This window comes from Pseudomonas fluorescens (assembly GCF_001307275.1).
Classification (GTDB): Bacteria; Pseudomonadota; Gammaproteobacteria; order Pseudomonadales; family Pseudomonadaceae; genus Aquipseudomonas; species Aquipseudomonas fluorescens_AA.
This window is the reverse complement of sequence record NZ_CP012831.1, coordinates 5,952,030-5,974,883: the sequence shown is the minus strand read 5'-3', so window position 1 is coordinate 5,974,883 and position 22,854 is coordinate 5,952,030. Positions and strand designations below refer to the sequence as shown.

Here is a 22,854-nt window from a genome sequence, read left to right as displayed (position 1 = left end):
GTAAGCAAGGGTTGTGACCGGCACACTGTGCACCGTTCCTCCCCCAACTGTTGGAACACTTAAAGGGCTTTCTGGGATTTTCCCGTAAGCCCCTTTTTTTGTTCGTTTTTTGGATTCTCGCTAAATGCTTTCTCGCTGGTTTCCCGCCGCTATCAATACCCGCCCCACCGAATGGAGTCGCGCCGCCCTCGGCATGGCCCTGGGGACGATGTTCAGTGTCTGGCTATGTGGCCAGGTCTTTGGCCTTGAGGTGGCGCAACACCTGATCGGCCCCCTCGGCGCTTCGGCCGTGTTGTTGTTTGCCGTGTCCTCGGGTGCCCTCGCCCAGCCCTGGTCGATTGTCGGTGGTTACCTGTGTGCGTCGGTCGTGGCGCTGCTGGTGGCCCATGTATTGGGGCGGACGCTGGGCAGCGCCTGCCTGGCGGCCGGCATGGCGCTGGTGTTGATGTGCTGGCTGCGTTGCCTGCACCCACCGGCAGGCGCCCTGGCGGCGACCTTGGTGCTGGCGGATCCGTCCATCGTTGCCTTGGACTGGCAGGCGGTCGGCGCGGCCATGTTGGCCGGCTCCGGGTTGCTCGCCTGTGCGCTGGCCTACAACAACCTGACGCGGGTGCGCTATCCCAAGCGCGCCAGCGAACCGGCGGCCGTCATACCGGCTGACCACCCTCCCGTCGACCGCCAGGCCATCACCGCCGAAGACCTTAAATTGGCCCTGGCGGAAATGGAGGCCTTCTTCGACGTCACCCCGCAAGATCTCGAACAATTGATCCAGGCCAGCGAGCGAAACGCCAGGCGCCGCAGCATCGCGGAGGTGCTTTCCGGTCGCGGTTGAGCCTGTGGCTGCTATAAATATGCAGACAGGACCTGCACGTATCCCGGTTGTGCAAGGCAAATTTGCACTGGTACGATCTGAACGGGTACGCGCGACACCATTCGTAAAAAACAATAAAAGCAGGGAGTTAGCGATGACAGCTCAGGTTTCATCCCAAGCTGCGGAAACCATGGAAACCGTGGCCAATGAGGTGCTGGTCGACGTTCGCAATCACATTGGCCACTTGACCCTGAACCGCCCCGCCGGCCTCAATGCCCTCACCCTGGGCATGGTGCGCAGCTTGCAGCAACAACTCGATACTTGGGCACTCGACCCACACATTCGTGCGGTGGTACTGCGTGGCGCGGGCGACAAGGCCTTCTGCGCCGGCGGTGATATCCGCTCGCTGTACGACAGCCACCAGCAGGGTGACACCCTGCATGAAGATTTCTTCGTCGAGGAATACGCCCTCGACCTGACAATCCACCATTACCGCAAACCGGTCCTCGCCTTGATGGACGGCTTCGTGCTGGGCGGTGGCATGGGCCTGGTGCAAGGCGCCGACCTGCGGATCGTGACCGAACGCAGTCGCCTGGGCATGCCGGAAGTCGCCATCGGCTATTTCCCGGACGTGGGTGGCAGTTATTTCCTGCCGCGCATTCCTGGTGAGCTGGGGATCTACCTGGGGGTCAGCGGCGTACAGATCCGTGCCGCCGACGCGTTGTACTGTGGGTTGGCCGACTGGTATCTCGACAGCCGCAAACTCAAACAGCTCGATGAGCGCCTCGATAGGCTGGAATGGCACGACGCGCCGCTCAAGGACCTGCAAAGCCTGCTCGCCAAACTCGGCCAGCAACAACTCCCTGCGCCCCCCCTGGCCGATTTGCGGCCGGCCATTGACCATTTCTTTGCCCTGCCCGATGTGCCAAGCATGGTCGAACAGTTGCGCCAGGTCACCGTCGTCAACAGCCACGAATGGGCGCTGAAGACCGCCGACGTGCTGGAGAGTCGCTCGCCCCTGGCCATGGCCGTGACCCTGGAAATGCTGCGGCGCGGTCGGCATTTGAGCCTGGAAGACTGTTTTGCCCTGGAACTGCATCTGGACCGGCAATGGTTCGAACGCGGTGACCTGATCGAAGGCGTGCGCGCCTTGCTGATCGACAAAGACAAGAACCCGCGCTGGAACCCGCCGACCCTGGAGGCGCTGGACGCCGACCATGTGGCGAGTTTCTTCGACGGCTTCGACGACCACGGGAACTGAGCCATGCACGACCTCGAACTGACCGAAGAACAAGTGATGATCCGCGACATGGCCCGGGACTTCGCCCGTGGTGAAATCGCTCCCCATGCCCAGGCGTGGGAAAAGGCCGGCTGGATTGACGACGGCCTGGTGGCAAATATGGGTGAACTGGGCCTGTTGGGGATGGTGGTACCGGAAGAATGGGGCGGCACCTACGTCGATTACGTGGCCTATGCCCTGGCGGTGGAGGAAATCTCCGCGGGCGACGGTGCCACCGGGGCGCTGATGAGCATCCACAACTCGGTGGGTTGCGGGCCGGTCCTGAATTTTGGCACCGATGAACAGAAACAGACCTGGCTGGCCGAGCTCGCCAGCGGCCAGGCCATTGGCTGCTTCTGCCTGACCGAGCCCCAGGCCGGTTCCGAAGCCCACAATCTGCGCACCCGGGCCGAACTGCGCGATGGCCAGTGGGTCATCAACGGCGCCAAGCAGTTCGTCAGCAACGGCAAGCGAGCGAAATTGGCCATCGTGTTTGCGGTGACGGATCCGGAGCTGGGCAAAAAAGGCATTTCGGCGTTCCTGGTGCCCACGGATACGCCCGGGTTCATCGTTGATCGCACCGAACACAAGATGGGCATCCGCGCTTCAGACACCTGCGCGGTCACCTTGAGCAATTGCACCGTCCCCGAGGCCAACCTGCTGGGCGCGCGTGGCAAAGGCCTGGCCATCGCTTTGTCCAATCTGGAAGGCGGTCGCATCGGCATCGCGGCGCAAGCCTTGGGTATTGCCCGCGCGGCATTCGAAGCGGCGCTCGCCTACGCCCGCGATCGCGTCCAGTTCGACAAGCCGATCATCGAGCACCAGAGCATCGCCAACCTGCTGGCCGACATGCACACCCGCATCAACGCCACCCGCCTGCTCATCCTCCACGCCGCCCGCTTGCGCAGCGCCGGCAAGCCATGCCTGTCGGAAGCCTCCCAGGCCAAGCTGTTTGCCTCGGAAATGGCCGAGAAAGTCTGCTCCTCGGCCATACAGATTCACGGTGGGTACGGGTACCTCGAGGATTACCCGGTAGAACGCTATTACCGCGATGCGCGGATCACCCAGATCTACGAAGGATCGAGCGAGATACAGCGGATGGTCATCGCCCGGGAACTCAAGCACTACCTGGTGTAACAGCAGGAAAAGCATCGCGAGCAAGCTCGCTCCCACAGGGGCTGGTGGCGTACGCAAATGCTGCGTACACCTGAGATCCAGTGTGGGAGCGGGCTTGCTCGCGATGGCGGTGGATCAGTCACTTCCATGCTGGATGTGCCGACGTCTTCGCGGGCAAGCCCGCTCCCACAGGGTTTGATGGCGTACACAGATGACGCGTACACCCCAAATCCACTGTGGGAGCGAGCTTGCTCGCGATGGCGTCAGTCGGAACGCCGCCTTACTTATCCTGAAACTCCGCCGCGCGCTTGGCCACGAATGCCGCCATGCCTTCTTTCTGATCCTGCGTCGCGAACGCCGCGTGGAATACCCGGCGCTCGAAACGTACGCCTTCGGACAGGCTGACTTCAAACGCGCGGTTGACGCTTTCCTTGACCATCATGCTGATGGGCACCGACTTGGAGGCGATCAACGCTGCGGTTTTCAGCGCATCGTCCAGCAGCTCATCGGCCGGTACGATCCGCGCAACGATGCCGCAGCGCTCGGCTTCTACCGCGTCGATAAAGCGCCCGGTCAGGCACATTTCCATGGCCTTGGCCTTGCCCACCGCCCGGGTCAGGCGCTGGGTGCCGCCCATGCCCGGCAGCACGCCGAGGTTGATTTCCGGCTGGCCGAACTTGGCATTGTCGCCGGCCAGAATGAAGTCGCACATCAACGCCAGCTCGCAACCACCGCCCAAGGCAAAACCGTTCACCGCCGCGATGATCGGCTTGCGACGGTTGGCCACACGGTCGCTGTCGCTGAACAGGTCGTCCAAGTAGATCTGCGGGTAGGTCAGCTCGGCCATTTCCTTGATGTCGGCACCGGCGGCGAAGGCTTTTTTCGAGCCCGTCAGCACGATGCAGCCAATCTTCGGATCCGCCTCCAGGCTATCCAGCGCCTGGTTCAGCTCGCTGACGATCTGCGCATTCAAGGCGTTCAAGGCCTGGGGACGGTTGAGGGTGATCAGGCCGACGCGGTCCTTGATCTCCAATAAAATCGTTTCATAGCTCATGCAGGACTCCTGTTCAAAGATTGCGCGAAATGACCATGCGCTGAATGTCGCTGGTGCCTTCGTAGATCTGGCAGACCCGCACGTCGCGGTAGATGCGCTCCAGCGGGAAGTCGTTGAGGTAACCGTAACCGCCCAGGGTTTGCAACGCCATGGAGCAGACTTTTTCAGCCATTTCCGAAGCGAACAGCTTGGCCATGGACGCCTCCACCAACGCCGGCTGGCCGCTGTCCCGCAGGGCGGCGGCGTAGTGCACCATTTGCCGGGCCACGGCGATCTGGGTCGCCATGTCGGCCAGGCGGAACGCCACGGCCTGGTGCTCGATGATCGGCTTGCCGAAACTGGAGCGCTCCCGGGCATAGTCCCGGGCCGCTTCGAACGCGGCGCGGGCCATGCCCACCGCTTGCGCCGCGATGCCCACCCGTCCGCCTTCCAGGTTCGCCAGGGCGATCTTGTAGCCCTCACCCTCCTCGCCCAGGCGATTGCCCACCGGCACCTTCACCTCCTCGAAAAGGATCTGGCAGGTGTCGGACGCATGCTGGCCGAGTTTGTCTTCGACCCGCGCCACGCTGTAACCCGGCGAATCGGTCGGCACGATGAATGCACTGATGCCACGCTTGCCGGCGCTCGGATCGGTCACCGCAAACACAATGACCACCCCGGCGTTCTGCCCGGAGGTGATGAACTGCTTGCAACCGTTGAGCACGTAATGATCGCCCTCCAAACGCGCCCGCGTCTTCAGGCTGCTGGCGTCCGAACCAGCCTGGGGCTCGGTCAGGGCAAACGCGCCGAGCATTGCGCCGCTGGCCAGGGGCGTGAGGAATTTCGCCTTCTGCTCATCGTTGCCGAACTTGAGGATCGGCACGCAACCCACCGAGTTGTGCACGCTCATGATGGTCGAGCAGGCGCCATCGCCAGCGGCGATTTCCTCCAGGGTCATCGCATAGGCCAGGTAACCGGTGTCACAGCCGCCCCACTGTTCCGGCACCAGCATGCCGAAAAAGCCCAGCTCGGCCATCTCAGCGATGGCTTCCCGGGGGAAACGGTGCTCGCGGTCCCATTCGGCCGCGAACGGTTTCAGGCGCTCCTGGGCGAACTGCCGGGCCATGTCGCGGATTTGGGTCTGTTCTTCAGTCGGGAGCATGGTGGTTCCTTAATACAGGCATTCAACGGCCATGGCCGTGGCTTCGCCGCCGCCAATGCAAATGGCCGCGACGCCGCGCTTCAAGCCTTTCTGGCGCAGGGCCGACAGCAGGGTCACCAGGATCCGCGCGCCAGACGCGCCAATCGGGTGGCCCAGCGCACAGGCGCCGCCGTGAACGTTGACCTTGTCATGAGCGATTTCCAGCTTGTCCATGGTCACCAGCCCCACCACGGCAAAGGCTTCGTTGACTTCGAACAGGTCGACCTGGTCCAGCGTCCAACCGGTCTTTTGCATCAGTTTCTTCACGGCACCAATCGGCGCGGTGGGAAACAGGCTCGGGGTATCAGCGAACGCTGCATGACCATGGATCACCGCCAAAGGCTTGAGCCCGCGCTGCACCGCTTGGCTCTGGCGCATCAGCACCAGGGCAGCGGCGCCATCGGAAATGGAGCTGGAGTTGGCCGCCGTCACCGTGCCGCCCTCGCGGAACGCCGGCTTGAGCGAAGCAATCTTGTCGATCCGCGCTTTGGGTGGCTGCTCGTCGTGGCGAATGGTCACTTGTTCCTTGCCGACCATGACCTGCAACGGCACGATCTCGGCGTCGAAACTGCCGTCCTCGATCGCCTGCTGGGCGCGGGTGGTGGACGCAATGGCAAAGGCGTCCTGGGCCTCGCGACCCAGGCCATTGGCCTCGGCGCAATCCTCGGCGAAGGTGCCCATCAGCCGACCTTTATCGTAGGCGTCTTCCAGGCCATCGAGGAACATGTGGTCAAGCACCCGGCCATGGCCCATGCGGTAACCGCCGCGGGCGCGGTCCAGCAGGTACGGGGCGTTGGACATGCTCTCCATGCCGCCGGCCACCACCACCTCGGCACTGCCGGCGATGAGCATGTCATGGGCCAGGATCGCCGCTTCCATGCCCGAACCGCACATCTTGTTGAGTGTGGTGCAGCGGGTCGACTTGTCGAGCCCGGCGCCCAGCGCGGCCTGACGTGCCGGTGCCTGGCCCTGGCCAGCGGCGAGCACGCAACCGAACAGCACTTCTTCAACCGCACCCGGCGCGATACCGGCCCGCTCCACGGCGGCCTTGATAGCGGCGGCACCGAGTTGTGGGGCGGTGAGGCTTTTCAGTTCGCCCTGGAAACCGCCCATGGGGGTGCGGACGGCGCTGACGATGACAATAGGATCGTTGGACATCATGAATCCTCCTTACTTATTTGGCTGCCATGCGCAAGGCGCCGTCGAGACGGATCACCTCGCCGTTGAGCATGCTGTTCTCAATGATATGCCTGACCAGCGCCGCGTACTCGGAAGGTTTCCCAAGGCGCGGTGGAAACGGCACGCCGGCAGCCAGGGAATCCCGCACCTCGGGCGTCATGCCGGCCATCATCGGGGTTTCGAAAATCCCCGGAGCAATGGTCATCACCCGGATACCGAAACGCGCCAGCTCACGGGCGGCCGGCAGCGTGAGGCTGGCGATGGCGCCTTTGGAGGCCGCGTAGGCGGCCTGGCCGATCTGGCCGTCGAAGGCCGCTACCGAAGCTGTATTGATGATCACGCCACGTTCGCCGTCGGCGTTGGCCTCGGTTTCGGCAATGGCCGCAGCCGCCAGGCGCAGCAGGTTAAAGCTGCCGATCAGGTTGACGTTGATCACCTGGCTGAAGCTGTCCAGCCTATGGGGGCCGTTCTTGCCGAGAATTTTCTCGCCGCGCACGATACCGGCGCAATTCACCAGGCCATTCAGACCCCCGAAAGCCGTGACCGTGGCCTTGACTGCCGCTTCAGCCGCCGCTTCGTTGCTGATATCGGCCACCACGCTCTGGCAACCCAGCTTTTGCGCCTGGGCGGCCACGGCGTCGGCGTTGAGGTCCACCAGCATCACCTTGGCGCCGGCCTTGACCAGCATGTCAGCAGTGGCCGCGCCGAGGCCGGAAGCACCGCCGCTGACGAGGAAAATCTTGTTGTCGATCTGCATCATGGTTTCCTTGGGGTCAAGCTGAAACGTTCTGCGCCGCAGCCTCTTGAGCCTTGGCGATTTCCTGGTTGCGCAAGATAAAGCGCTGCAACTTGCCACTTGGGGTTTTCGGCAAGTCGCTGACAAACTCGATTTCACGGGGATAGGCATGGGCCGCCAGGCGCTTGCGCACATGCAGGCGCAATTCCTCGGCCAGCTCCGGTGAGGCGCGATATTGGCTGCTGAGCACCACGAAGGCCTTCACCAACTCGGTACGCTCCGGATCAGGCTTGCCGATCACCGCCGTTTCCACCACGGCCGGGTGTTCGATCAGCGCGCTTTCCACGTCGAACGGACCGACCCGGTAGCCGGAAGTGGTGATCACGTCGTCGCTGCGGCCAACGAAGCTGATGCTGCCATCCGGATTCAGCTCCACGGTGTCGCCGCTCAAGTAGTAGTCGCCAACGAAGGCCTTGGTCGGCGCGCCTTCGTAACCGGCGAACCAGCACATGGGCGACTGGCTGCGGTCCACCGCGAGAATGCCCGGCTGGCCCACGCCCAGCTCGCGTTGCTCTTCATCCAATACCACGATCCGGTGTCCCGGCGAGGCGAAACCGGCCGCACCCAGGTGCACCGGGTGTTCGAGCCCGTGGTGGTTGCACAGCACCATGCCCAGTTCGGTCTGGCCGTAATGGTCGTGGATCACCACGTTCAAGTTGTCGGCGAACCAGCGGATCACCTCTGGGTTCAATGGCTCACCGGCGCTGCTGACGATGCGCAGCTTACCCTTGATCGAGCGGGCAAACTGCTCGCCCCCGGCGATCAACAGGCGATACGCGGTGGGCGAGCCAGTCAGGTTGGTGATGCCGTACTTGTTGATGACCCGGCAGGTGCTTTCCAGGGTGAATGGGCCATCGTAGAAGGTAATCGGATGCCCCATGGCCAGCGGCCCGGTCACGCCAAAATAAATGCCGTAGGCCCAACCGGGGTCGGCGACGTTCCAGAAGGCGTCTTCAGGGCGCAGGTCCACCGCGTCACGGGTGTAGCTCTGGAACGCCACGATGGCCTTGAGCGGCACCGACAGCGCCTTGGCAGGTCCCGTGGTGCCGGAGGTGAACATCAGCAGGAACGGGTCTTCGCCAGTGAGCATCAGCGGTTCGCACTGGCTGGACTGGTTCGCCACTTCGGCCCAGAAACTGTAGTCGCCCCGCACGATGCCTTGGCCCTTTTCGCCGCCGACCGTGACGATGGTGGGGCAACCGGCAACTTCATTGAGCTTGGGACGGTTGACGGCGTCGGTCACGACGATCCGCGCACCCGAGCTGCCGAGGCGGTGCTCGATGGCCTTGGGTCCGAACGCGGTGAACAGCGGTTGATACACCGCACCGATACGCCAGGTGGCGAGTACGACGATCAAGAGTTCCGCGGTGCGCGGCAGCAGGCCGGCCACTTTGTCGCCCTTACCGACGCCTTGGGCGCGCAGGAAGTTGGCGAACCGTGCGGCATTGTCCTGCAGGTCGCGGTAAGTCCAGGTGGCTTCGCTGCCGTCACGGCCCTCCCAGAACAAGGCGATGCGACCCGGCAATGCATGCCGGTCGCAACACTCGACACAGGCATTGAGCGCCTCGAGCGAGCCGTGCAGCGCGGTGTTGACGGTGTGCTGGTAATCGAACTGTGACGTGGCGGACGAATAATCGCGCATGACCAGAATCCCTCTGTACTTTTTATTGGCTGGGGGAACCGTGAAGAGCAGGCAAATACTCGCGCCGAAGGGCGGTGGCGGCAATGGTCAAAGCCATCAAGTTGCTTGACTGGTTTGGCCATGGTTCGAGGGATGTATTGCCAGTCGAGCCCCTGTGGCGAGGGAGCTTGCTCCCGCTGGGCTGCACAGCAGCCCCAAAGCATTCAACTCAATTAGCCTGACACACCAGGTTGTGCGGTTCTGGGGCCGCTTCGCGCCCCAGCGGGAGCAAGCTCCCTCGCCACAGGAAGTTTTCAGCCACTACAAAGGATGCGCCCATGTGAACGAATAAACCTTCTCCGGCGCCGGGGACTGGCAGCGCTGGTTGTCCGCATCAGGCCCCACCAGGAACCACTCGGCCCGCGAGGTATCGCCGACCCGGCGCGCCTTTTGCGGGTCGTAGCAACGCGCCAGGTCCCGCGCAGGAACCAAGGCAAAGGCCTGCGGGTGGCTGCGTAGCCAGGTGGCGGATCGTTCCAGGGACTGGCGGTCATGAAAGCCAAAATGCACGATGGGCTGCTGGGCGAACAGCCAATGCCCCTCGCGCCACCCGACGAGCACCAACTCGGCATTTGAAGTCAGCCCCGCGACATCACGCATCAAGGTCTGGTGGGGGTTGATGCCTTCCCGGTAGGGCTCGATGAAGCCGCGCACAAACCAGGCGCACAACCACACCACCGTCAAGGCAGCGAATATCACCCTGCCCCTTGGACGCCGGCTGAACCAGCGGTGCAGCAGCCACGGCACAAGCGGTGCCACCAGCAGGATCAAGGCCGGCAACGCGGGAAAGATGTACAGCTTGCGCTTGCCACTGCTCAGGCTGAAGAACAACAGCACCAGTACCACCCACCCCAGCAGTACCAGCACGCGACCATCCTGCTTGAGCAACTGCCTGCGCCAGGCCGGCACCAGCCATGGCAGCATGAAAAAGATCGGCAACCAGTATTTCGGAATCACCTGGACGAAGAAATACCAGAAGGGTTCGCGGTGCTCCCAGGCATTGGCATAACGCCCCGCCGTCTGCTTGAGCAGGATTTCCTGGGCGTACGCCAGGCTGTCGGGGCTGCCCAGCCACACGATCAGCAGCAACGGCCCAAGCCACAGCGCGATGGCGGCCAGCGCCACGACCAGCCCCAGCCACCAGGCCCCCGCCTTGCCCGGCATGGACACCAGGCCTTTCCACCCTCGACGCACCCCATAGGCGTAGGGAATCAGCATCAACACCGGCAGAAACCCCACGCCTTTGCTGATGACCCCCAGCCCCATCGCCGCACAGGCCACGTAATACCAGCGCCACGCCGGGCCGAGCATCAAATGCCGGCACAAGCCATAGATCCCCAGGATGGTCCAGAGTGCAAGAAAACCATCGATCTGCCCGGTGCGCAGGATGCTGTAGGTCTGGTAGGTGGCGAGAAACAAGAGCGCGGCGATCCTCCCCACGCGTCGCCCCCACAAGCGCCGGCCCAGGTCATACAGGCATGCGGTGGTGACGGCGCCGGCCAACAGCGCGGGCAGGTACAGGGCGACTTTCGGCAGGTGGGTCAATTGCACGAACGAGGCCACCGCCCACATGAACAACGGCGGTTTGTCGGCGTAGATTTCCCCAGCGCGATGGGGAATGAACCATGAGCCGTTCTGCAGCATCTCCAGGGCAACGCCGAGGAAGCGCTCTTCATCGACGTTCATCGGTTGGCGCCAACCCAGGCCGGCGCCCACCATGATCAAGGCCAATGCCACAAGCGCCAGAAGCTCCAGTCGCGAGGAAGACAATCGTATCCGCACCGTCTCAGCCCTTCTCGGCCAGTTCGCGGTTTTCCTGCTCGTGATGCTTGGCGATCAACTGCAAATTGCGCAGGTAAACGATAAAGCCGAAGGACTGGCCGACAATGAACACCGGGTCTTCGCGGTAGATGGCGTAGGCCAGCAACAGCGCGCTACCGACGATGCTCAAGTACCAGAAACCCACGGGTATCACGCTGCGCTTCTTGTACTCGCTGTACAGCCATTGCAGGGCAAAACGCCCAGTGAATACCAACTGGCCGCCGAAGCCAACGGCCAGCCATATCGATTCTCTGCCCATGTCACACCTCGGTTTCTTGTGCGTTGATATCCAGGCGGGTGCGTCTTATCAACCACCACACCCCGAACAGATCGACAATGCCCACCAGCGCCCGGTCGAGATTGCCGTAGTTGGACACCCCGGCCCCGCGCTCACGGTGATTCACCGGGTGAACCAGCATCCGGCCGTTGTGCCGACGGATCAGCGCCGGAACGAAGCGATGCATATGATCGAAATACGGCAGGCGCAGAAACGCCTTGCGCTCGATCAACTTGATGCCGCAACCGGTATCGGGCGTCTGGTCCTTGAGCAGGCTGGCCCGCAGTTTGTTGGCGAACCGCGAGGCCCAGCGCTTGCTCGCCGAGTCCCGGCGGTTGACGCGATGCCCCGCCACCAGCTTGACACCGGCGGGCGTCCCCTCCGAACCGCGCACCAGGTCGAGCATCTTTGGCAGGTCGGCCGGGTCGTTCTGCCCGTCGCCATCGAGGGTTGCCAGCCAATGCCCGCGGGCCACTTCAGCGGCGTGGTAGATCGACGTGCTCTGCCCGAGGGAACGGGCATGGCTGAGCACCCGCAACTGGCGATAGCCACTGCCTTGCAACGCCCGCAGTTGCGCGGCAGTGGCGTCAGTGCTGCCATCGTCGACCACGATGACTTCGAAGGCCTCGTCCACCAGCGCCGCCCGCACTTCTTCCAGCAGTGGAATGAGGTTGCCGGCTTCGTTCTTTGCCGGAATCAGGACCGACACATAAAGGGTTTCGTGCATGACGCTCCAGTAAAAAAGCTGAGGGGGTTAAACGCGGTAATACGCGCGGTACCAATCGACAAACGATTGCACGCCGACGGGCACCGCGACCTGCGGGCGAAAACCGATGTGTTCCTCCAGCTCCCGCGTGTCCGCCCACGTGTCGACCACGTCACCCGCTTGCAACGGCAAGAAATGCTTGATCGCGGGAATGCCCAGGGCCTCTTCCAGGCACTCGACGAACTGCAAGAGCTTCACCGGAGCGCCGAAGCCGATGTTGTAGAGCTTGTGGCGCACGCCTGTTTCATTGGCCGGCGGCCGCGGCAACAACCGCACCAGGCCTTCGACGATGTCGTCGATGTAGGTGAAGTCCCGCGACATCGCGCCGTCGTTGTAGAGGTCAATGGCGCGACCGTTGAGGATGGCGTCGGTGAATTTGAACGGCGCCATGTCGGGCCGCCCCCACGGTCCATACACGGTGAAAAACCGCAGGCCGGTGGTGGGAATCCCGTAGAGATGCGAGTAAGCATGGGCCATCAGCTCATTGGCGCGCTTGGTCGCCGCATAAAAAGACACGGGCTGATCCACCGGATCGGTGGTGGCATACGGCAAACGGTCGTTCAAGCCATACACCGAGCTGCTCGAGGCGAACACCAGGTGCGCCGGCCGGTGGGCACGGCAGGCTTCCAACACGTTGAGGAACCCCACCAGGTTGCTTTGCGCGTACAGGTCGGGATTATCGATGGAATAGCGCACACCAGCCTGGGCCGCCAAGTGGACGACGTACTCGAATGGGGTTTTCGCAAATACATCCAGCAGCGCCTGCTTGTCGGCCACGTCCAGCCGCAGGAAGCGGAAGTTGGGGTATTCGGCCAACAACGCCAGCCGAGCCTGCTTCAGTTCGACGCTGTAGTAGCTGTTGAGGTTGTCGATGCCGATAACCTGATGGCCCTCGCTGCACAACCGCCTGGCGGTATGAAACCCGATGAACCCAGCAGCACCGGTGACCAGTACGCTCATACGCAGCCCAAAACGGTCACTTGCATACATTACCCTGATGGATGGCCCGGCTTTTCCGGCGCCTGCACAGGCTTGTATCAAAGAAAAATGACGGTTTTATGAGCGTGTCAGCTTGCCAGGCGAAAGTCCCTGTGGGAGCGAGCTTGCTCGCGATGAGGGTATGGCAGTCAATGACGAGGCGACTGAAGTACCGCTATCGCGAGCAAGCTCGCTCCCACAGGGGCTTGGGTAGGCACAAGACCCGGTGGATCAATCAGGGTCGTTGAGAATCAGGCTGCGATAATGCCCCGGGTTGGACCCGGACCATTTGCGAAACGCCTTGTAGAAGGAACTGGCATCGGCAAAACCCAGGCGCGAGGCGATTTCGACGAAACTGATGGACGGCTCGGCCAGCCAGGTGATTGCCAGATCCTTGCGCACGCTGTCCTTGAGACCTTGGTAAGTCTGGCCCTCCTCCGCCAGGCGTCGGCGCAGGGTCGAGGCGGACACGCACAGCTGCTGGGCCAGGGCCTCGGTTTCCGGCCACCGTTCGGCGGGCAGTTGCCGCAGGTCGTGCCGGATACGGCTGGCCAGGCTTTGCGGGTCGCGGTATTTGACCAGGATGTTGGCCGGGGCCCGGGCCAGGAAGCGCTTGAGCTCGTCAGCGTTGCGCCGGATGGGCAGGTCGAGGCATTCGGCGGCGAAAATCATCCGGGTGCGCGGCCGGCCAAAGCGCAGGTTCTGGGAGAACATCACCCGGTAGTCGTCGCAGAAATCCGGCGCCGGGCAGCGCAGTTCGACAGACAGGATGGGAATGCGCCGCCCGGCCAACCAGCAGGCGACGCCATGGACGATCATCCAGTAAGTGAAGTAGGTAAAGGCCCGGCGCGGCGCCTGGTCGTCTTCCAGCAGCACGATCTCCGCCAGGCTTTGCTGGCGCGCCCACTGGGCCGGCAGGTGTTCGAGCATCAGCGACAGAAACCCCAGTCCCGCCGTCAAGCCGCTCGCCAGCGTGGGCTGGGCCATGGCGCACTGGCAGAGAAACGCCAGGCTGCCGGACTTGAGCTTGCGCGGGTCCATGCCGAAAAACTCGTCATCCAGGCGCTGGGCCAGCAAACGCCAGAGCCGCGCATAGGCATGGGCCGGGACCCGCGCCAGGGGATCGTCAAGCAGCGCCGGGTCTATGCCGACCTTGCTCAAGACCTCATCGGTAGCAGCCCCGGGTGCGCAGCTTTGCAGCAACGCCTCACGCACCAGCTGGATGGAGATGGTGTCTTTTTCCGACATGGCGCGGGTGTTCACAGGATCCGGTAAAGCAGCCGTTCTATCCGCACCCGGCTGACCCGTTTCAGGAACCTGGCCACGGCCTCGGGATAATCCGGCAGGGTTTCCAGGTCCAGGTAGCGTTCGATCCGGCGGGTGTGGCGGTAGATCCGCTCAAGCTCGGCCTGGCGCGGCGCCAGCAGCTCGCCCTTGGGGTCGTCCAGCAACAGCGCGTTTTCCAGGTCCAGGCGAAAGGCCCGCGGGTTGAGGTTGTTGCCGGTCAACAAGGTGTAGCGCTCGTCGACCCACATGCCCTTGAGGTGATAGGTGTTGTCCCCGTCACGCCACAGGTGCAGGTTCAATTGACCGCTGTCGATCGCGTGCTGATGCCGTTTGGCGAAGCGTCGCAGGCTGATTTCGTAGAGGTATGGCAGCGCCGCGATGATCTTGAACGGTTCGCTTGGCGGAATGTAGAAGTCGTTGGCGGTCTTGTCGCCGACGATGATGTCGATCTTGACCCCGCGGGCCAGGGCGCGGTTGAGCTCCCGGGTCACGGCCAGGGGCAGGTTGAAATACGGGGTACAGATGGTCAGTTGCTGGCGGCTGCTGGCGATCAGTTCACCGATCACCCGGCTCAGGGGATTGTTCTTGCCCACGCCCAGCAACGGGCTCACCGACAGGCCACTCTTGTCGAGGCTGCCGACGCTGGTGTCATAGGTCGCGTATTTGAGACGGCTGCGCAAGTCACCGATGTCCTTGCGCAAACTGCGGGTGCTGGGCAGGTTCGGCAGGTCCAGGCGATGCACGGCCCTGGAGGTGATCAGGCCATGTTGCACCAGGTGATGCATCGAGTCGGCCAGTGCCGTGTTCTGCAGCAGGTGATAGCGGTCGTAGCGGTATTTGTCGAACTTGTGCAGGTAGACGTTATTCAGGCTCGCGCCGCTGTAGAGCACACAGTCATCGATCACGAAACCTTTCAAATGCAACACGCCGAACAGTTCGCGGGTCTGCACCGGCACGCCGTAGATCGGCACTTCGCTGGCGTGGGTGCGGGTCTGTTCCTGGTACCACGCCGAGTTGCCCGGCTGCTTCTTGGCGCCAATCAGCCCGCGCTGGGCCCGCAACCAGTCCACGACCACGACCACGTCCAGTTCCGGACGCGCCGCTTTGGCGGCATGCAGGGCATCGAGAATTTCCTGGCCGGCCTCGTCCTGTTGCAGGTACAGGGCGACGATGTAGATGCGCTGGGTGGCCTGGGCGATTTTCTCCAGCAGGCAACGGCGGAATTGGGCAGCGCCATCGAGGATGGTCACCGCATCGGCGGTCAGTGCAAAGCTGCGCAACTTGGGCAGCAGGGAGCGTTTGAAGAGCGACGGCATAGGGCTCGCAAAAAGGTCGATTCCGAAGAACGGATGAGCTTACACCATGGATGGGTTCGGGTCTTCCTGTCGTCAAGAAAAAAACAACTTGACCAAGGAGAACGATCATTCTACTTTTACCCCATGAACGAAATCACTGGTAATGAAACACGAGACATCATCCTCGATGTCGCCGAAAAGTTGATCTATAGAAGTGGCATCGCCGCCACCGGCATGGACCTTCTGGTGAAAACCGCCGGCGTCTCCAGGAAAAGTGTCTATCGCTACTTCGCCAACAAGGACGACCTGATCGTGGCCGCCCTCAAGCGGCGGGACGAGCGCTGGATGCACTGGTTCAGCAGCGAAGTGGACAAGGCGCCCACACCGACGGCGCGGCTGCTCAACCTGTTCACCGTGCTCAAGGGCTGGTTCGACAGCGAAGGTTTTCGCGGTTGTGCCTTCATCAACACCAGCGGCGAAACCGGCGATCCACAGGATCCGGTCCGCCAGGTGGCGAAGATGCACAAACAGAAGCTGCTCGACTACGTGACCCGGTTGTGCGTCGAACAAGGTGTCGAAAATCCGGACGCCCTGGCCCGCCAGCTACTGATTCTGATCGACGGCGCCATTACCGTGGCGCTGGTCATGGGCGACCACAGCGCGGCTGACCACGCCCAGGACATGCTGAAGATGTTGCTACACACCTGACCGTTGAACCCTGCTTCATTCATCAACTTATTGGAGACTCGCCATGTCTGCCTCTTCTGAAGTTCGTCCGCCGTTGCCGCCGTTCACCCGTGAATCGGCGATCGAGAAAGTTCGCCTGGCCGAAGACGGCTGGAACTCTCGCGACCCGCAAAAAGTATCCCTGGCCTACACGCTGGACACCCAATGGCGTAACCGCGCCGAATTCGCGCACAACCGCGAAGAAGCCAAGGCTTTCCTGACCCGCAAGTGGGCCAAGGAGTTGGATTACCGGCTGATCAAGGAACTCTGGGCCTTCACCGATAACCGCATCGCGGTGCGCTACGCCTACGAATGGCACGACGACTCGGGCAACTGGTTCCGCTCCTACGGCAACGAAAACTGGGAGTTCGACGAGCAAGGCCTGATGTACAACCGCTACGCTTGCATCAACGACATGCCGATCAAGGAAAGCGAGCGCAAGTTCCACTGGCCACTGGGCCGCCGGCCGGATGATCATCCGGGGTTGTCCGAGTTGGGGTTGTAAGGCTCTCGACTGAACCACCGCTATCGCGAGCAAGCTCGCTCCCACAGGGGATTGAGGTAAGGCACAGCATTTGTGTGCGCTGAAAATCCAAATGTGGGAGCGAGCTTGCTCGCGATGACGGCAGCAAATCCAACAGGTGTGCAAACTGACCCACCGCTATCGCGAGCAAGCTCGCTCCCACAGGGGATTGAGGTAAGGCAGAGCATTTGTGTGCGCTGAAAATCCAAATGTGGGAGCGAGCTTGCTCGCGATGACGGCAGCAAATCCAACAGGTGTGCAAACTGACCCACCGCTATCGCGAGCAAGCTCGCTCCCACAGGGGATTGAGGTAAGGCAGAGCATTTGTGTGCACTGAAAATCCAAATGTGGGAGCGAGCTTGCTCGCGATGACGGCGGCAAATCCAACGGGTGTGCAAACTGACCCACCGCTATCGCGAGCAAGCTCGCTCCCACAGGGGATTGAGGTAAGGCAGAGCATTTGTGTGCACTGAAAATCCAAATGTGGGAGCGAGCTTGCTCGCGATGACGGCGGCAAATCCAACGGGTGTGCAAACTGACCCACCGCTATCGCGAGCAAGCTCGCTCCCACAGTACAGCCGCCAGACCAGCGGCCCCTCCAACAGGCTTGACCCACATGCCGCCAGGCATCACATTGCCTGGGCCGGCGATAAGCTCGCTGTTTCGTTGTGCAGCAGACTTTGTGGAGCCCATGACCGCGTCGATTCCAATCCGCCCCCCCTGCCCGCCCGGCGTCTGCGATTGCGGACGTGATGCCTTGTTGCAAGCGCCTGGCAGCGACCTGCGCATCCTGTGCCTGAATCGCCAGGAAGAAAAACGCCTGCTCGAACGCCTGGAGAATATCCAGAGCCTCGACGAACTCCAGCGCCTGCAACAGCGCCTGTATGAAAACCTGGGGATCCGCCTACGCGTCGAGCCCGGCTACAACGAAGTGCGGACCATGCGCGGCATCGCCATCGAATTCCAGGAACAGCCCGGCCTGTGCCGCAAGATTCGCCAGTCGATTCCCGCCGCCATCCGCCGCGGGCTGGAAAAACGCCCCGAGATCGCCTGGCGACTGCTGGATGCCCACGACCTGTTTCGCGATACCTGAACCTGGGCCGCTCCTTCCCTGGAGCGGCACATCGGCCTAGAAATCCACCGTTGCGGACAGCAGGTAGGTGCGCGGGGTCGACAACGTCAAGCCCGGCTCACTGTCATCCGATGCGCCGGCCGAACTCCAGTAGCGCTTGTCGGCCACGTTTTCGATGTTGGCCCGCAGGGTGATGTGTTTTTCATCGACTTTGAACGCGTAGCGAGCGCCTACGTCGAAACGCGTCCAGGCATCGATTTCCTTGGTGTTGGACTGGTCCAGGTACTGCGAGCTGGAATAGATGCCGCGACTGGTCAGGGTCAGGCCCTGTACCGTTGGCACGTCCCATTCGGCGCCGAGGTTGACGTTGTACTTCGGCGTGGCCGGTGCGCGGTTGCCATCGAAGGTGCCGTCGGTGGTGTCAGTCAGTTCACTGTCGATGAACATCACGCCGCCGAGCAAACGGGTTCCCTTCAGCGGTTCGCCGAACACACTCAACTCCACGCCGGTGTTTTCGCGCTTGCCGTTCGGGCCGAAGACACGTGTCGTGGCGTCGGTCGCATAGGCAGGCTGCTTGATTCGGAACACGGCGGCAGTGACGGCAAACGGGCCAGCGTCATACTTGGCGCCCACTTCGACCTGGCGGCTGATGAACGGCGGGAAAATCTCATCCTCGTTCACGGATGTCGACGGCGCGATCTTGCCCTGGCTCAGGCCTTCCATGTAGTTGGCATACAGCGACAGCTTGTCAGTCGCCTTGAACAGGATCCCGCCCGATGGCGAAATCTTTTCCTCATCGTAGGCGGTGTCACCCTTGACGTTATTCGTCCAGTCATCAACCTTCACCCGTTGCCAGCGAGCACCGAGGGTCAGCAGCAAACGATCCTCGAACAGCCCCAGGGTGTCGGACAAGGCCACGCCGCTGAAGCGGTTCTCGGTGTAGACCTTGTCGTCCTGCCGGGTCGGGTTGCTCGGCGTCGGGGTCTGTACCGGGTCATACAGGTTGCTGCGACCGTTGGCGTAACGAGCGCCGCCATTTTCGAAGTCCATGTAGAAATAACTGGCCGCCAGGTTGACCTCATGGCTCACCGGACCGGTATGGAACCAGTTGCGCACTCCGGCCGTGGCCGTCCGGACATTTTCCTCCCGGGTAAAGTCACGGGGCTGGACAGTGAAGTCGCCCGCGTCGTTGGTGACCGAAACGTTGTGCCGAAGAAAGTCGTGGTCGCTTTTGCGCGCGCCGACACCGCCATACAGCATCACCGAATCGCTGACATCGAACTCAGCGTTCACCGTGCCGAAGGTGTCCTGGGTGCGCGCCTTGCTCCACGATTGGGCGTAGTTGTCGCGCACGTCGCTGGCGTGGGGGACCTGGGCATTGGCACCGACCTGCACGCGTTCCTGGGGCGCGTCAGTGTTGCGTTCGGTGTGGCCGATGTCCGTCGAGAGTCGTAGGCGTTCACCGCGAAAATCCAGGCCCAGCACCGCCATCTCGCGGTCCACGCTCTGGTGATCCCATTCCGTGTCGCCCGCCTGCTTCACACCATTGAAACGAATACCGAACTTGTCGTCTTCACCAAAGCGCCGACCGACATCCACCGCTCCGCCAAGCTGGTTATTGGAGGCATAGCTGCCGGTGAACGAGGTGATAGGCTTGTCGGTGGCGCGTTTGGGCACCACGTTGATCCCGCCCCCCACGCTGCCCCGCGGTGAGATGCCGTTGATGAGCTGGCTCGGCCCCTTGAGGATGTCGACGCGTTCGGCCATCTCCATGTCGATCGTGTACGTCGGCAGGATGCCGTAGAGACCGTTGTAGGCGACATCGCTGTTGAACAGGCTGAAACCGCGGATGGTGAACTGCTCAAAGCGTCCGCCCGCCGGGTTGGTGGTGCGGACCGAGGGGTCGCTGGCGATCAGGTCGCCGAGGGTGCGCGCCTGCTGGTTCTTGACCGTCTGGCTGGTGTAGGTGGTCATGCTGAACGGCGTTTCCATGAAGTCCCGCGAGCCCAGCAGGCCTTGCGAACCACGCCGCGCCACCTGGCCGCCGGCGTACACCGGGCTGTCCGTCGACGCCGTGGCGCCGAGAATCGAGGTGGGCGCCAGTTGCAAGCTGCCGCCTTCTGGCGCCGGCATCAGGGTGTAGGCCTGCTCCCCCACCGGCTGCAACTGCAGGCCCGAACCCCGCAACAGCCGGGCAAACCCCTCTTCCACCCCGAACTCCCCCGAAAGCCCGGCGCTGTCGCGCCCGCTCACCAAGGCCGGATCCACCGACAGGTTGACCCCCGCCAACCCGGCAAACCGGGTCAACGCCGCGCCGAGGCTGCCGGCCGGCACCTGATAACTGCGCCGGGCGGCTTCTTCGGCCAGGCTTGATGACATGAAAAATGGGCTGGCACCCAGGCTCAACATGAGGCTCAGGTTCAACAGCGGACGCCGGCCGGCAAAGGCCGGGCGCAAACGCAAAGGTACAACTGCGGACATTGGAAAGCGCTCTCGTTTTTGTTCAGTTGCCTTGAATGACAAGCGAGACAAAAAAAGGGGACAGGCCTCAGGCCTAATGCCAGTCAGTCAAGCCTCTAACCCGCGGGAGCAAAGCTTGCTCGCGATTGCGGTGAGCCAGTCGACAACGCCATTGACGGGGCTGCCGCCATCGCGAGCAAGCTTTGCTCCCACAGGTTTTGTGTCGTGTGATCCTTAACTGACTGGCATTAGGCCTCAGGCCAGATTTTTGCGAAGCGTCAACGTGACCCAGTAACGGGTGCGCATGTGCACGTCCAGCGGCAGGCTGGCCGCCAGCAGCGCGAGGATTCGATCGGTGTCGTCCAGGCGGAAGCTGCCGGTGATTCGCAGCGGTTCCAGGGTTTCGTCCCAGCGCAGCACGCCGGGGCGATAGCGGCTCAGTTCCCGCAGGAAATGCCCCAGCGGCTGATCCTGCGCCACCAGTACCCCGTCAAGCCAGCCCAGCTGTGCCACGTCGAACGCCCGCACCGGCCCCGCGCCTGAGGCCTGGACGTTGACCTGCTGGCCCTCTTCCAGACTCAGCGAGGGTCCGCGCAGGGGTTGCAGGTACGCCGAACCACTGACCACCGACACCCGGCAATCGCCCTCGCCCAAGTGCAAGCAGACTTCGCCACGATGGATCGTGACGAGCCCATAGGGTGACTGAACGGATAGCGGCGTGCTCCCGGCGAGTTTGAGGGCCATCTCACCGCGCAGCAGCACCAGGCGCCGGGCCTTGAGGTCCAGGTCGATGGCGCTGTCGGTATTCAGTTGCAGCACACTGCCATCGATCAGCGACCAGCGCCGTTGCTCGCCCGTGGCGGTGTGCAAATCAGCGCGCCAGGCCTCCAGCGGCAGCTCCCGCCCCAGCAGCCAGGCGGTCGGGACCAACGCGGCGACGCCCAATGCACGCTTGAGCACAGCACGCCGGGCCAGCGCCGGACGGTCCAGGGTTGCCATGCCCAGGGACGCGGGCACCCCGGCAAAACGCTGGCGCAATCGCTGGGCCTTCTGCCAGGCCGCCTCGTGGTGAACGCTACTGTCGCGCCAGCGTTGCAGGGCCGCCGAGTCGAACGCATCCCCGTCGAATTCCATCAGGGTCAACCAACGGGCAGCCGCCCGTGCCGCTTCACGAGCCTCGGGTGATGGCGCCGAAGGCATCAGAAGTCCACCAACAGGCAATGCTCATAGGCCTGGGCCATGTAGCGCTTCACGGTGCGCTCGGACACTTGCAGGCGCTCGGCGATCTCGCGATAACCCAGGCCTTCGAGCTGGCTCCATAAAAAAGCCCGCCGCACCAAGGGCGGCAGGCCATCCAGCAATTCGTCCAGGGCTTGCAGGGTTTCCAGCAGCAGCCAACGCTGTTCCGGAGACGGTGCGCAGGCTTCAGGCAGGTTCGCCAAAGCGTCTAGATAGGCCTGTTCCAGATTGCGGCGGGTATAGAAATTGCTCAACAGGCGTTTGCCGACGGTCAGCAAATAGGCCCGGGGCTCTTGCAGGTCCGTCAAGGTCTGGGAGCTGGCCAGCACCCGCAGGAAGGTATCCTGGCGCAGGTCCGCCGCATCCCAGGCATTGCCCAGGCGCCGTCGCAACCAACCTTCCAGCCAACTCCCGTGGTCACGGTACAACGCATGGAGGGATTGCTCCGTCGGCGTAACTGCATCACACATGTCCAGAAGCCCGCGCAAAGTCTTAAATGAGACTGATTCTAATTAATGTTCGCGCGGGAATCCAAGTTGTTTATGCAAAGTGAGTCTAGAAACGGGATGCAAGCCCCCTCCCCAGTGGGAGCGAGCTTGCTCGCGATGCAGGCGACTCGGGGTGCAAGTTGCTACCGAGGCGCTGCTATCGCGGGCAAGCCTTGCTCCCACAAAGCTCGCTCCCACAGTCAGGTCTTTGCACGCAGTGCGATCAGTGACTGGCATGCAAGGTCTTCGGCACTTCCGGCATGGCCGAAGAGTGGTGGTTGATGATCTTCCACTGGCCATCGAGGCGCTCATAGAGGAAGGTGTAGCGCGCCTGGACCTCACGCTTGGAACCATCGGCCTGGGTGAGTGTGAAGGTATAGACACCACTGTCCATCGCCGCGTCGGGCCCCAGGTGACGGATTTCCCGGTAGTTGATTTGTCCGACCGGCTTGGCGGCCAGGAAATGCTCGAAGTAGTCCTGGATCTGCGCCGGCGTGTTGCGCACCTTGTTGGAGACGGTCGGTTGCAAAATCGCATCCGGGGCATAGAGGCCGGTCACGGCGGTGGCGCTACCGGTTTGCAGCGCGGCGTTCCAGCGATCGAACAGGGCAGCGATTTCCCGGTCATTCACGTTCTTGGGCTGCTCGGCCACTGTGCGATACACATAGGGTGTGACCTCGACAGCCTGGACAAGCGGCGCACTCAGCAGGAAAAAAGCAGCGATGGCACAGGTTTTCATTTTCATCGGAAAGCTCCTTTGGGTTTCAATGAGCCCACTTTGCCGACCTTCCCGGCTCTCGCCATCGGCCAACCGGTGCCAATTGCC

21 protein-coding genes are annotated in these 22,854 nt (G+C 62.5%); 6 read left to right on the top strand and 15 right to left on the bottom strand.

What is annotated here, in order from left to right:
- The first annotated feature begins 124 nt into the window (after positions 1 to 124).
- The 3 genes from AO356_RS26400 to AO356_RS26390 all read left to right on the top strand — a co-directional run bounded on the left by AO356_RS26400 (position 125) and on the right by AO356_RS26390 (position 3,227).
- Positions 125 to 832 carry an HPP family protein gene (locus tag AO356_RS26400; RefSeq protein ID WP_060742295.1) on the top strand — a complete coding sequence of 236 codons (708 nt, stop codon included), beginning with the start codon at positions 125 to 127 and terminating at the stop codon, positions 830 to 832.
- Positions 833 to 965: 133 nt separating this feature from the next.
- Positions 966 to 2,072, top strand: coding sequence for an enoyl-CoA hydratase/isomerase family protein (locus AO356_RS26395; RefSeq protein ID WP_060742294.1), 1,107 nt, complete (start codon positions 966 to 968; stop codon positions 2,070 to 2,072).
- A 3-nt stretch (positions 2,073 to 2,075) separates the two neighbouring features.
- Positions 2,076 to 3,227, top strand: a complete 1,152-nt coding sequence (locus AO356_RS26390; RefSeq protein ID WP_060742293.1) for an acyl-CoA dehydrogenase family protein — start codon at positions 2,076 to 2,078, stop codon at positions 3,225 to 3,227.
- Positions 3,228 to 3,486: 259 nt separating this feature from the next.
- Here AO356_RS26390 and AO356_RS26385 read toward each other — a convergent pair whose 3' ends face one another.
- From AO356_RS26385 to pssA, 11 genes are all read right to left on the bottom strand, one after another.
- The gene (locus AO356_RS26385) at positions 3,487 to 4,260 is read right to left on the bottom strand and encodes an enoyl-CoA hydratase (protein WP_024617255.1); all 774 of its coding nucleotides are present in this window, start codon (positions 4,258 to 4,260) and stop codon (positions 3,487 to 3,489) included.
- A 13-nt stretch (positions 4,261 to 4,273) separates the two neighbouring features.
- Positions 4,274 to 5,401 (bottom strand): acyl-CoA dehydrogenase, encoded by a 1,128-nt coding sequence (locus AO356_RS26380; RefSeq protein WP_060742292.1) that lies wholly within the window; start codon positions 5,399 to 5,401, stop codon positions 4,274 to 4,276.
- Positions 5,402 to 5,410: 9 nt separating this feature from the next.
- The gene (locus AO356_RS26375) at positions 5,411 to 6,598 is read right to left on the bottom strand and encodes an acetyl-CoA C-acyltransferase (RefSeq protein ID WP_060743213.1); all 1,188 of its coding nucleotides are present in this window, start codon (positions 6,596 to 6,598) and stop codon (positions 5,411 to 5,413) included.
- 16 nt (positions 6,599 to 6,614) lie between these two features.
- Complete coding sequence (locus tag AO356_RS26370; protein WP_060742291.1) at positions 6,615 to 7,376, bottom strand: SDR family NAD(P)-dependent oxidoreductase; 762 nt, start codon at positions 7,374 to 7,376, stop codon at positions 6,615 to 6,617.
- Between the two features lie 16 nt (positions 7,377 to 7,392).
- Positions 7,393 to 9,057, bottom strand: coding sequence for an AMP-binding protein (locus tag AO356_RS26365; RefSeq protein ID WP_060742290.1), 1,665 nt, complete (start codon positions 9,055 to 9,057; stop codon positions 7,393 to 7,395).
- 300 nt (positions 9,058 to 9,357) lie between these two features.
- On the bottom strand, positions 9,358 to 10,815 hold the full coding sequence (locus AO356_RS26360; RefSeq protein ID WP_060743212.1) for an ArnT family glycosyltransferase: 1,458 nt from the start codon (positions 10,813 to 10,815) through the stop codon (positions 9,358 to 9,360).
- Positions 10,816 to 10,882: 67 nt separating this feature from the next.
- Positions 10,883 to 11,176: a lipid-A-disaccharide synthase N-terminal domain-containing protein gene (locus AO356_RS26355; RefSeq protein ID WP_060742289.1), complete on the bottom strand. Its 294-nt coding sequence runs from the start codon at positions 11,174 to 11,176 to the stop codon at positions 10,883 to 10,885.
- Position 11,177: 1 nt separating this feature from the next.
- Positions 11,178 to 11,921, bottom strand: coding sequence for a glycosyltransferase family 2 protein (locus AO356_RS26350; RefSeq protein ID WP_060742288.1), 744 nt, complete (start codon positions 11,919 to 11,921; stop codon positions 11,178 to 11,180).
- A 27-nt stretch (positions 11,922 to 11,948) separates the two neighbouring features.
- Complete coding sequence (locus AO356_RS26345; RefSeq protein ID WP_060743211.1) at positions 11,949 to 12,920, bottom strand: NAD-dependent epimerase; 972 nt, start codon at positions 12,918 to 12,920, stop codon at positions 11,949 to 11,951.
- Positions 12,921 to 13,169: 249 nt separating this feature from the next.
- The gene (locus AO356_RS26340; RefSeq protein WP_060743210.1) at positions 13,170 to 14,186 is read right to left on the bottom strand and encodes an AraC family transcriptional regulator; all 1,017 of its coding nucleotides are present in this window, start codon (positions 14,184 to 14,186) and stop codon (positions 13,170 to 13,172) included.
- Positions 14,187 to 14,197: 11 nt separating this feature from the next.
- A complete protein-coding gene (pssA, locus tag AO356_RS26335; protein WP_060742287.1) occupies positions 14,198 to 15,541 on the bottom strand; it encodes a CDP-diacylglycerol--serine O-phosphatidyltransferase in 1,344 nt (447 codons plus the stop codon).
- A 123-nt stretch (positions 15,542 to 15,664) separates the two neighbouring features.
- On the opposite strand from pssA, the gene AO356_RS26330 reads away from it, so the two are divergent.
- From AO356_RS26330 to AO356_RS26320, 3 genes are all read left to right on the top strand, one after another.
- A complete protein-coding gene (locus AO356_RS26330; RefSeq protein WP_060742286.1) occupies positions 15,665 to 16,228 on the top strand; it encodes a TetR/AcrR family transcriptional regulator in 564 nt (187 codons plus the stop codon).
- Between the two features lie 43 nt (positions 16,229 to 16,271).
- Positions 16,272 to 16,751, top strand: coding sequence for a DUF1348 family protein (locus tag AO356_RS26325; protein ID WP_060742285.1), 480 nt, complete (start codon positions 16,272 to 16,274; stop codon positions 16,749 to 16,751).
- A gap of 709 nt (positions 16,752 to 17,460) precedes the next feature.
- A complete protein-coding gene (locus AO356_RS26320; RefSeq protein ID WP_060742284.1) occupies positions 17,461 to 17,862 on the top strand; it encodes a hypothetical protein in 402 nt (133 codons plus the stop codon).
- A 36-nt stretch (positions 17,863 to 17,898) separates the two neighbouring features.
- On the opposite strand, the gene AO356_RS26315 is transcribed toward AO356_RS26320, so the two are convergent.
- The 4 genes from AO356_RS26315 to AO356_RS26300 form a co-directional block, all read right to left on the bottom strand.
- A complete protein-coding gene (locus tag AO356_RS26315; RefSeq protein ID WP_060742283.1) occupies positions 17,899 to 20,322 on the bottom strand; it encodes a TonB-dependent receptor in 2,424 nt (807 codons plus the stop codon).
- A gap of 234 nt (positions 20,323 to 20,556) precedes the next feature.
- Positions 20,557 to 21,501, bottom strand: a complete 945-nt coding sequence (locus AO356_RS26310; protein ID WP_060742282.1) for a FecR domain-containing protein — start codon at positions 21,499 to 21,501, stop codon at positions 20,557 to 20,559.
- Positions 21,501 to 22,010 (bottom strand): sigma-70 family RNA polymerase sigma factor, encoded by a 510-nt coding sequence (locus tag AO356_RS26305; protein WP_060742281.1) that lies wholly within the window; start codon positions 22,008 to 22,010, stop codon positions 21,501 to 21,503. The genes AO356_RS26310 and AO356_RS26305 overlap by 1 nt, the downstream gene beginning before the upstream one ends.
- Before the next feature lie 241 nt (positions 22,011 to 22,251).
- Positions 22,252 to 22,773 carry an SgcJ/EcaC family oxidoreductase gene (locus tag AO356_RS26300; protein ID WP_060742280.1) on the bottom strand — a complete coding sequence of 174 codons (522 nt, stop codon included), beginning with the start codon at positions 22,771 to 22,773 and terminating at the stop codon, positions 22,252 to 22,254.
- Positions 22,774 to 22,854: the final 81 nt, after the last annotated feature.

What these genes read in the sequence shown, in the direction of transcription:
- AO356_RS26400 (WP_060742295.1), top strand. Translation starts at nt 125, where the DNA reads ATGCTTTCTCGCTGGTTTCCCGCCGCTATCAATACCCGCCCCACCGAA.
- AO356_RS26395 (WP_060742294.1), top strand. Translation starts at nt 966, where the DNA reads ATGACAGCTCAGGTTTCATCCCAAGCTGCGGAAACCATGGAAACCGTG.
- AO356_RS26390 (WP_060742293.1), top strand. Translation starts at nt 2,076, where the DNA reads ATGCACGACCTCGAACTGACCGAAGAACAAGTGATGATCCGCGACATG.
- AO356_RS26385 (WP_024617255.1), bottom strand. Translation starts at nt 4,260, where the DNA reads ATGAGCTATGAAACGATTTTATTGGAGATCAAGGACCGCGTCGGCCTG.
- AO356_RS26380 (WP_060742292.1), bottom strand. Translation starts at nt 5,401, where the DNA reads ATGCTCCCGACTGAAGAACAGACCCAAATCCGCGACATGGCCCGGCAG.
- AO356_RS26375 (WP_060743213.1), bottom strand. Translation starts at nt 6,598, where the DNA reads ATGTCCAACGATCCTATTGTCATCGTCAGCGCCGTCCGCACCCCCATG.
- AO356_RS26370 (WP_060742291.1), bottom strand. Translation starts at nt 7,376, where the DNA reads ATGCAGATCGACAACAAGATTTTCCTCGTCAGCGGCGGTGCTTCCGGC.
- AO356_RS26365 (WP_060742290.1), bottom strand. Translation starts at nt 9,057, where the DNA reads ATGCGCGATTATTCGTCCGCCACGTCACAGTTCGATTACCAGCACACC.
- AO356_RS26360 (WP_060743212.1), bottom strand. Translation starts at nt 10,815, where the DNA reads ATGGTGGGCGCCGGCCTGGGTTGGCGCCAACCGATGAACGTCGATGAA.
- AO356_RS26355 (WP_060742289.1), bottom strand. Translation starts at nt 11,176, where the DNA reads ATGGGCAGAGAATCGATATGGCTGGCCGTTGGCTTCGGCGGCCAGTTG.
- AO356_RS26350 (WP_060742288.1), bottom strand. Translation starts at nt 11,921, where the DNA reads ATGCACGAAACCCTTTATGTGTCGGTCCTGATTCCGGCAAAGAACGAA.
- AO356_RS26345 (WP_060743211.1), bottom strand. Translation starts at nt 12,920, where the DNA reads ATGAGCGTACTGGTCACCGGTGCTGCTGGGTTCATCGGGTTTCATACC.
- AO356_RS26340 (WP_060743210.1), bottom strand. Translation starts at nt 14,186, where the DNA reads ATGTCGGAAAAAGACACCATCTCCATCCAGCTGGTGCGTGAGGCGTTG.
- pssA (WP_060742287.1), bottom strand. Translation starts at nt 15,541, where the DNA reads ATGCCGTCGCTCTTCAAACGCTCCCTGCTGCCCAAGTTGCGCAGCTTT.
- AO356_RS26330 (WP_060742286.1), top strand. Translation starts at nt 15,665, where the DNA reads ATGAACGAAATCACTGGTAATGAAACACGAGACATCATCCTCGATGTC.
- AO356_RS26325 (WP_060742285.1), top strand. Translation starts at nt 16,272, where the DNA reads ATGTCTGCCTCTTCTGAAGTTCGTCCGCCGTTGCCGCCGTTCACCCGT.
- AO356_RS26320 (WP_060742284.1), top strand. Translation starts at nt 17,461, where the DNA reads ATGACCGCGTCGATTCCAATCCGCCCCCCCTGCCCGCCCGGCGTCTGC.
- AO356_RS26315 (WP_060742283.1), bottom strand. Translation starts at nt 20,322, where the DNA reads ATGTCCGCAGTTGTACCTTTGCGTTTGCGCCCGGCCTTTGCCGGCCGG.
- AO356_RS26310 (WP_060742282.1), bottom strand. Translation starts at nt 21,501, where the DNA reads ATGCCTTCGGCGCCATCACCCGAGGCTCGTGAAGCGGCACGGGCGGCT.
- AO356_RS26305 (WP_060742281.1), bottom strand. Translation starts at nt 22,010, where the DNA reads ATGTGTGATGCAGTTACGCCGACGGAGCAATCCCTCCATGCGTTGTAC.
- AO356_RS26300 (WP_060742280.1), bottom strand. Translation starts at nt 22,773, where the DNA reads ATGAAAATGAAAACCTGTGCCATCGCTGCTTTTTTCCTGCTGAGTGCG.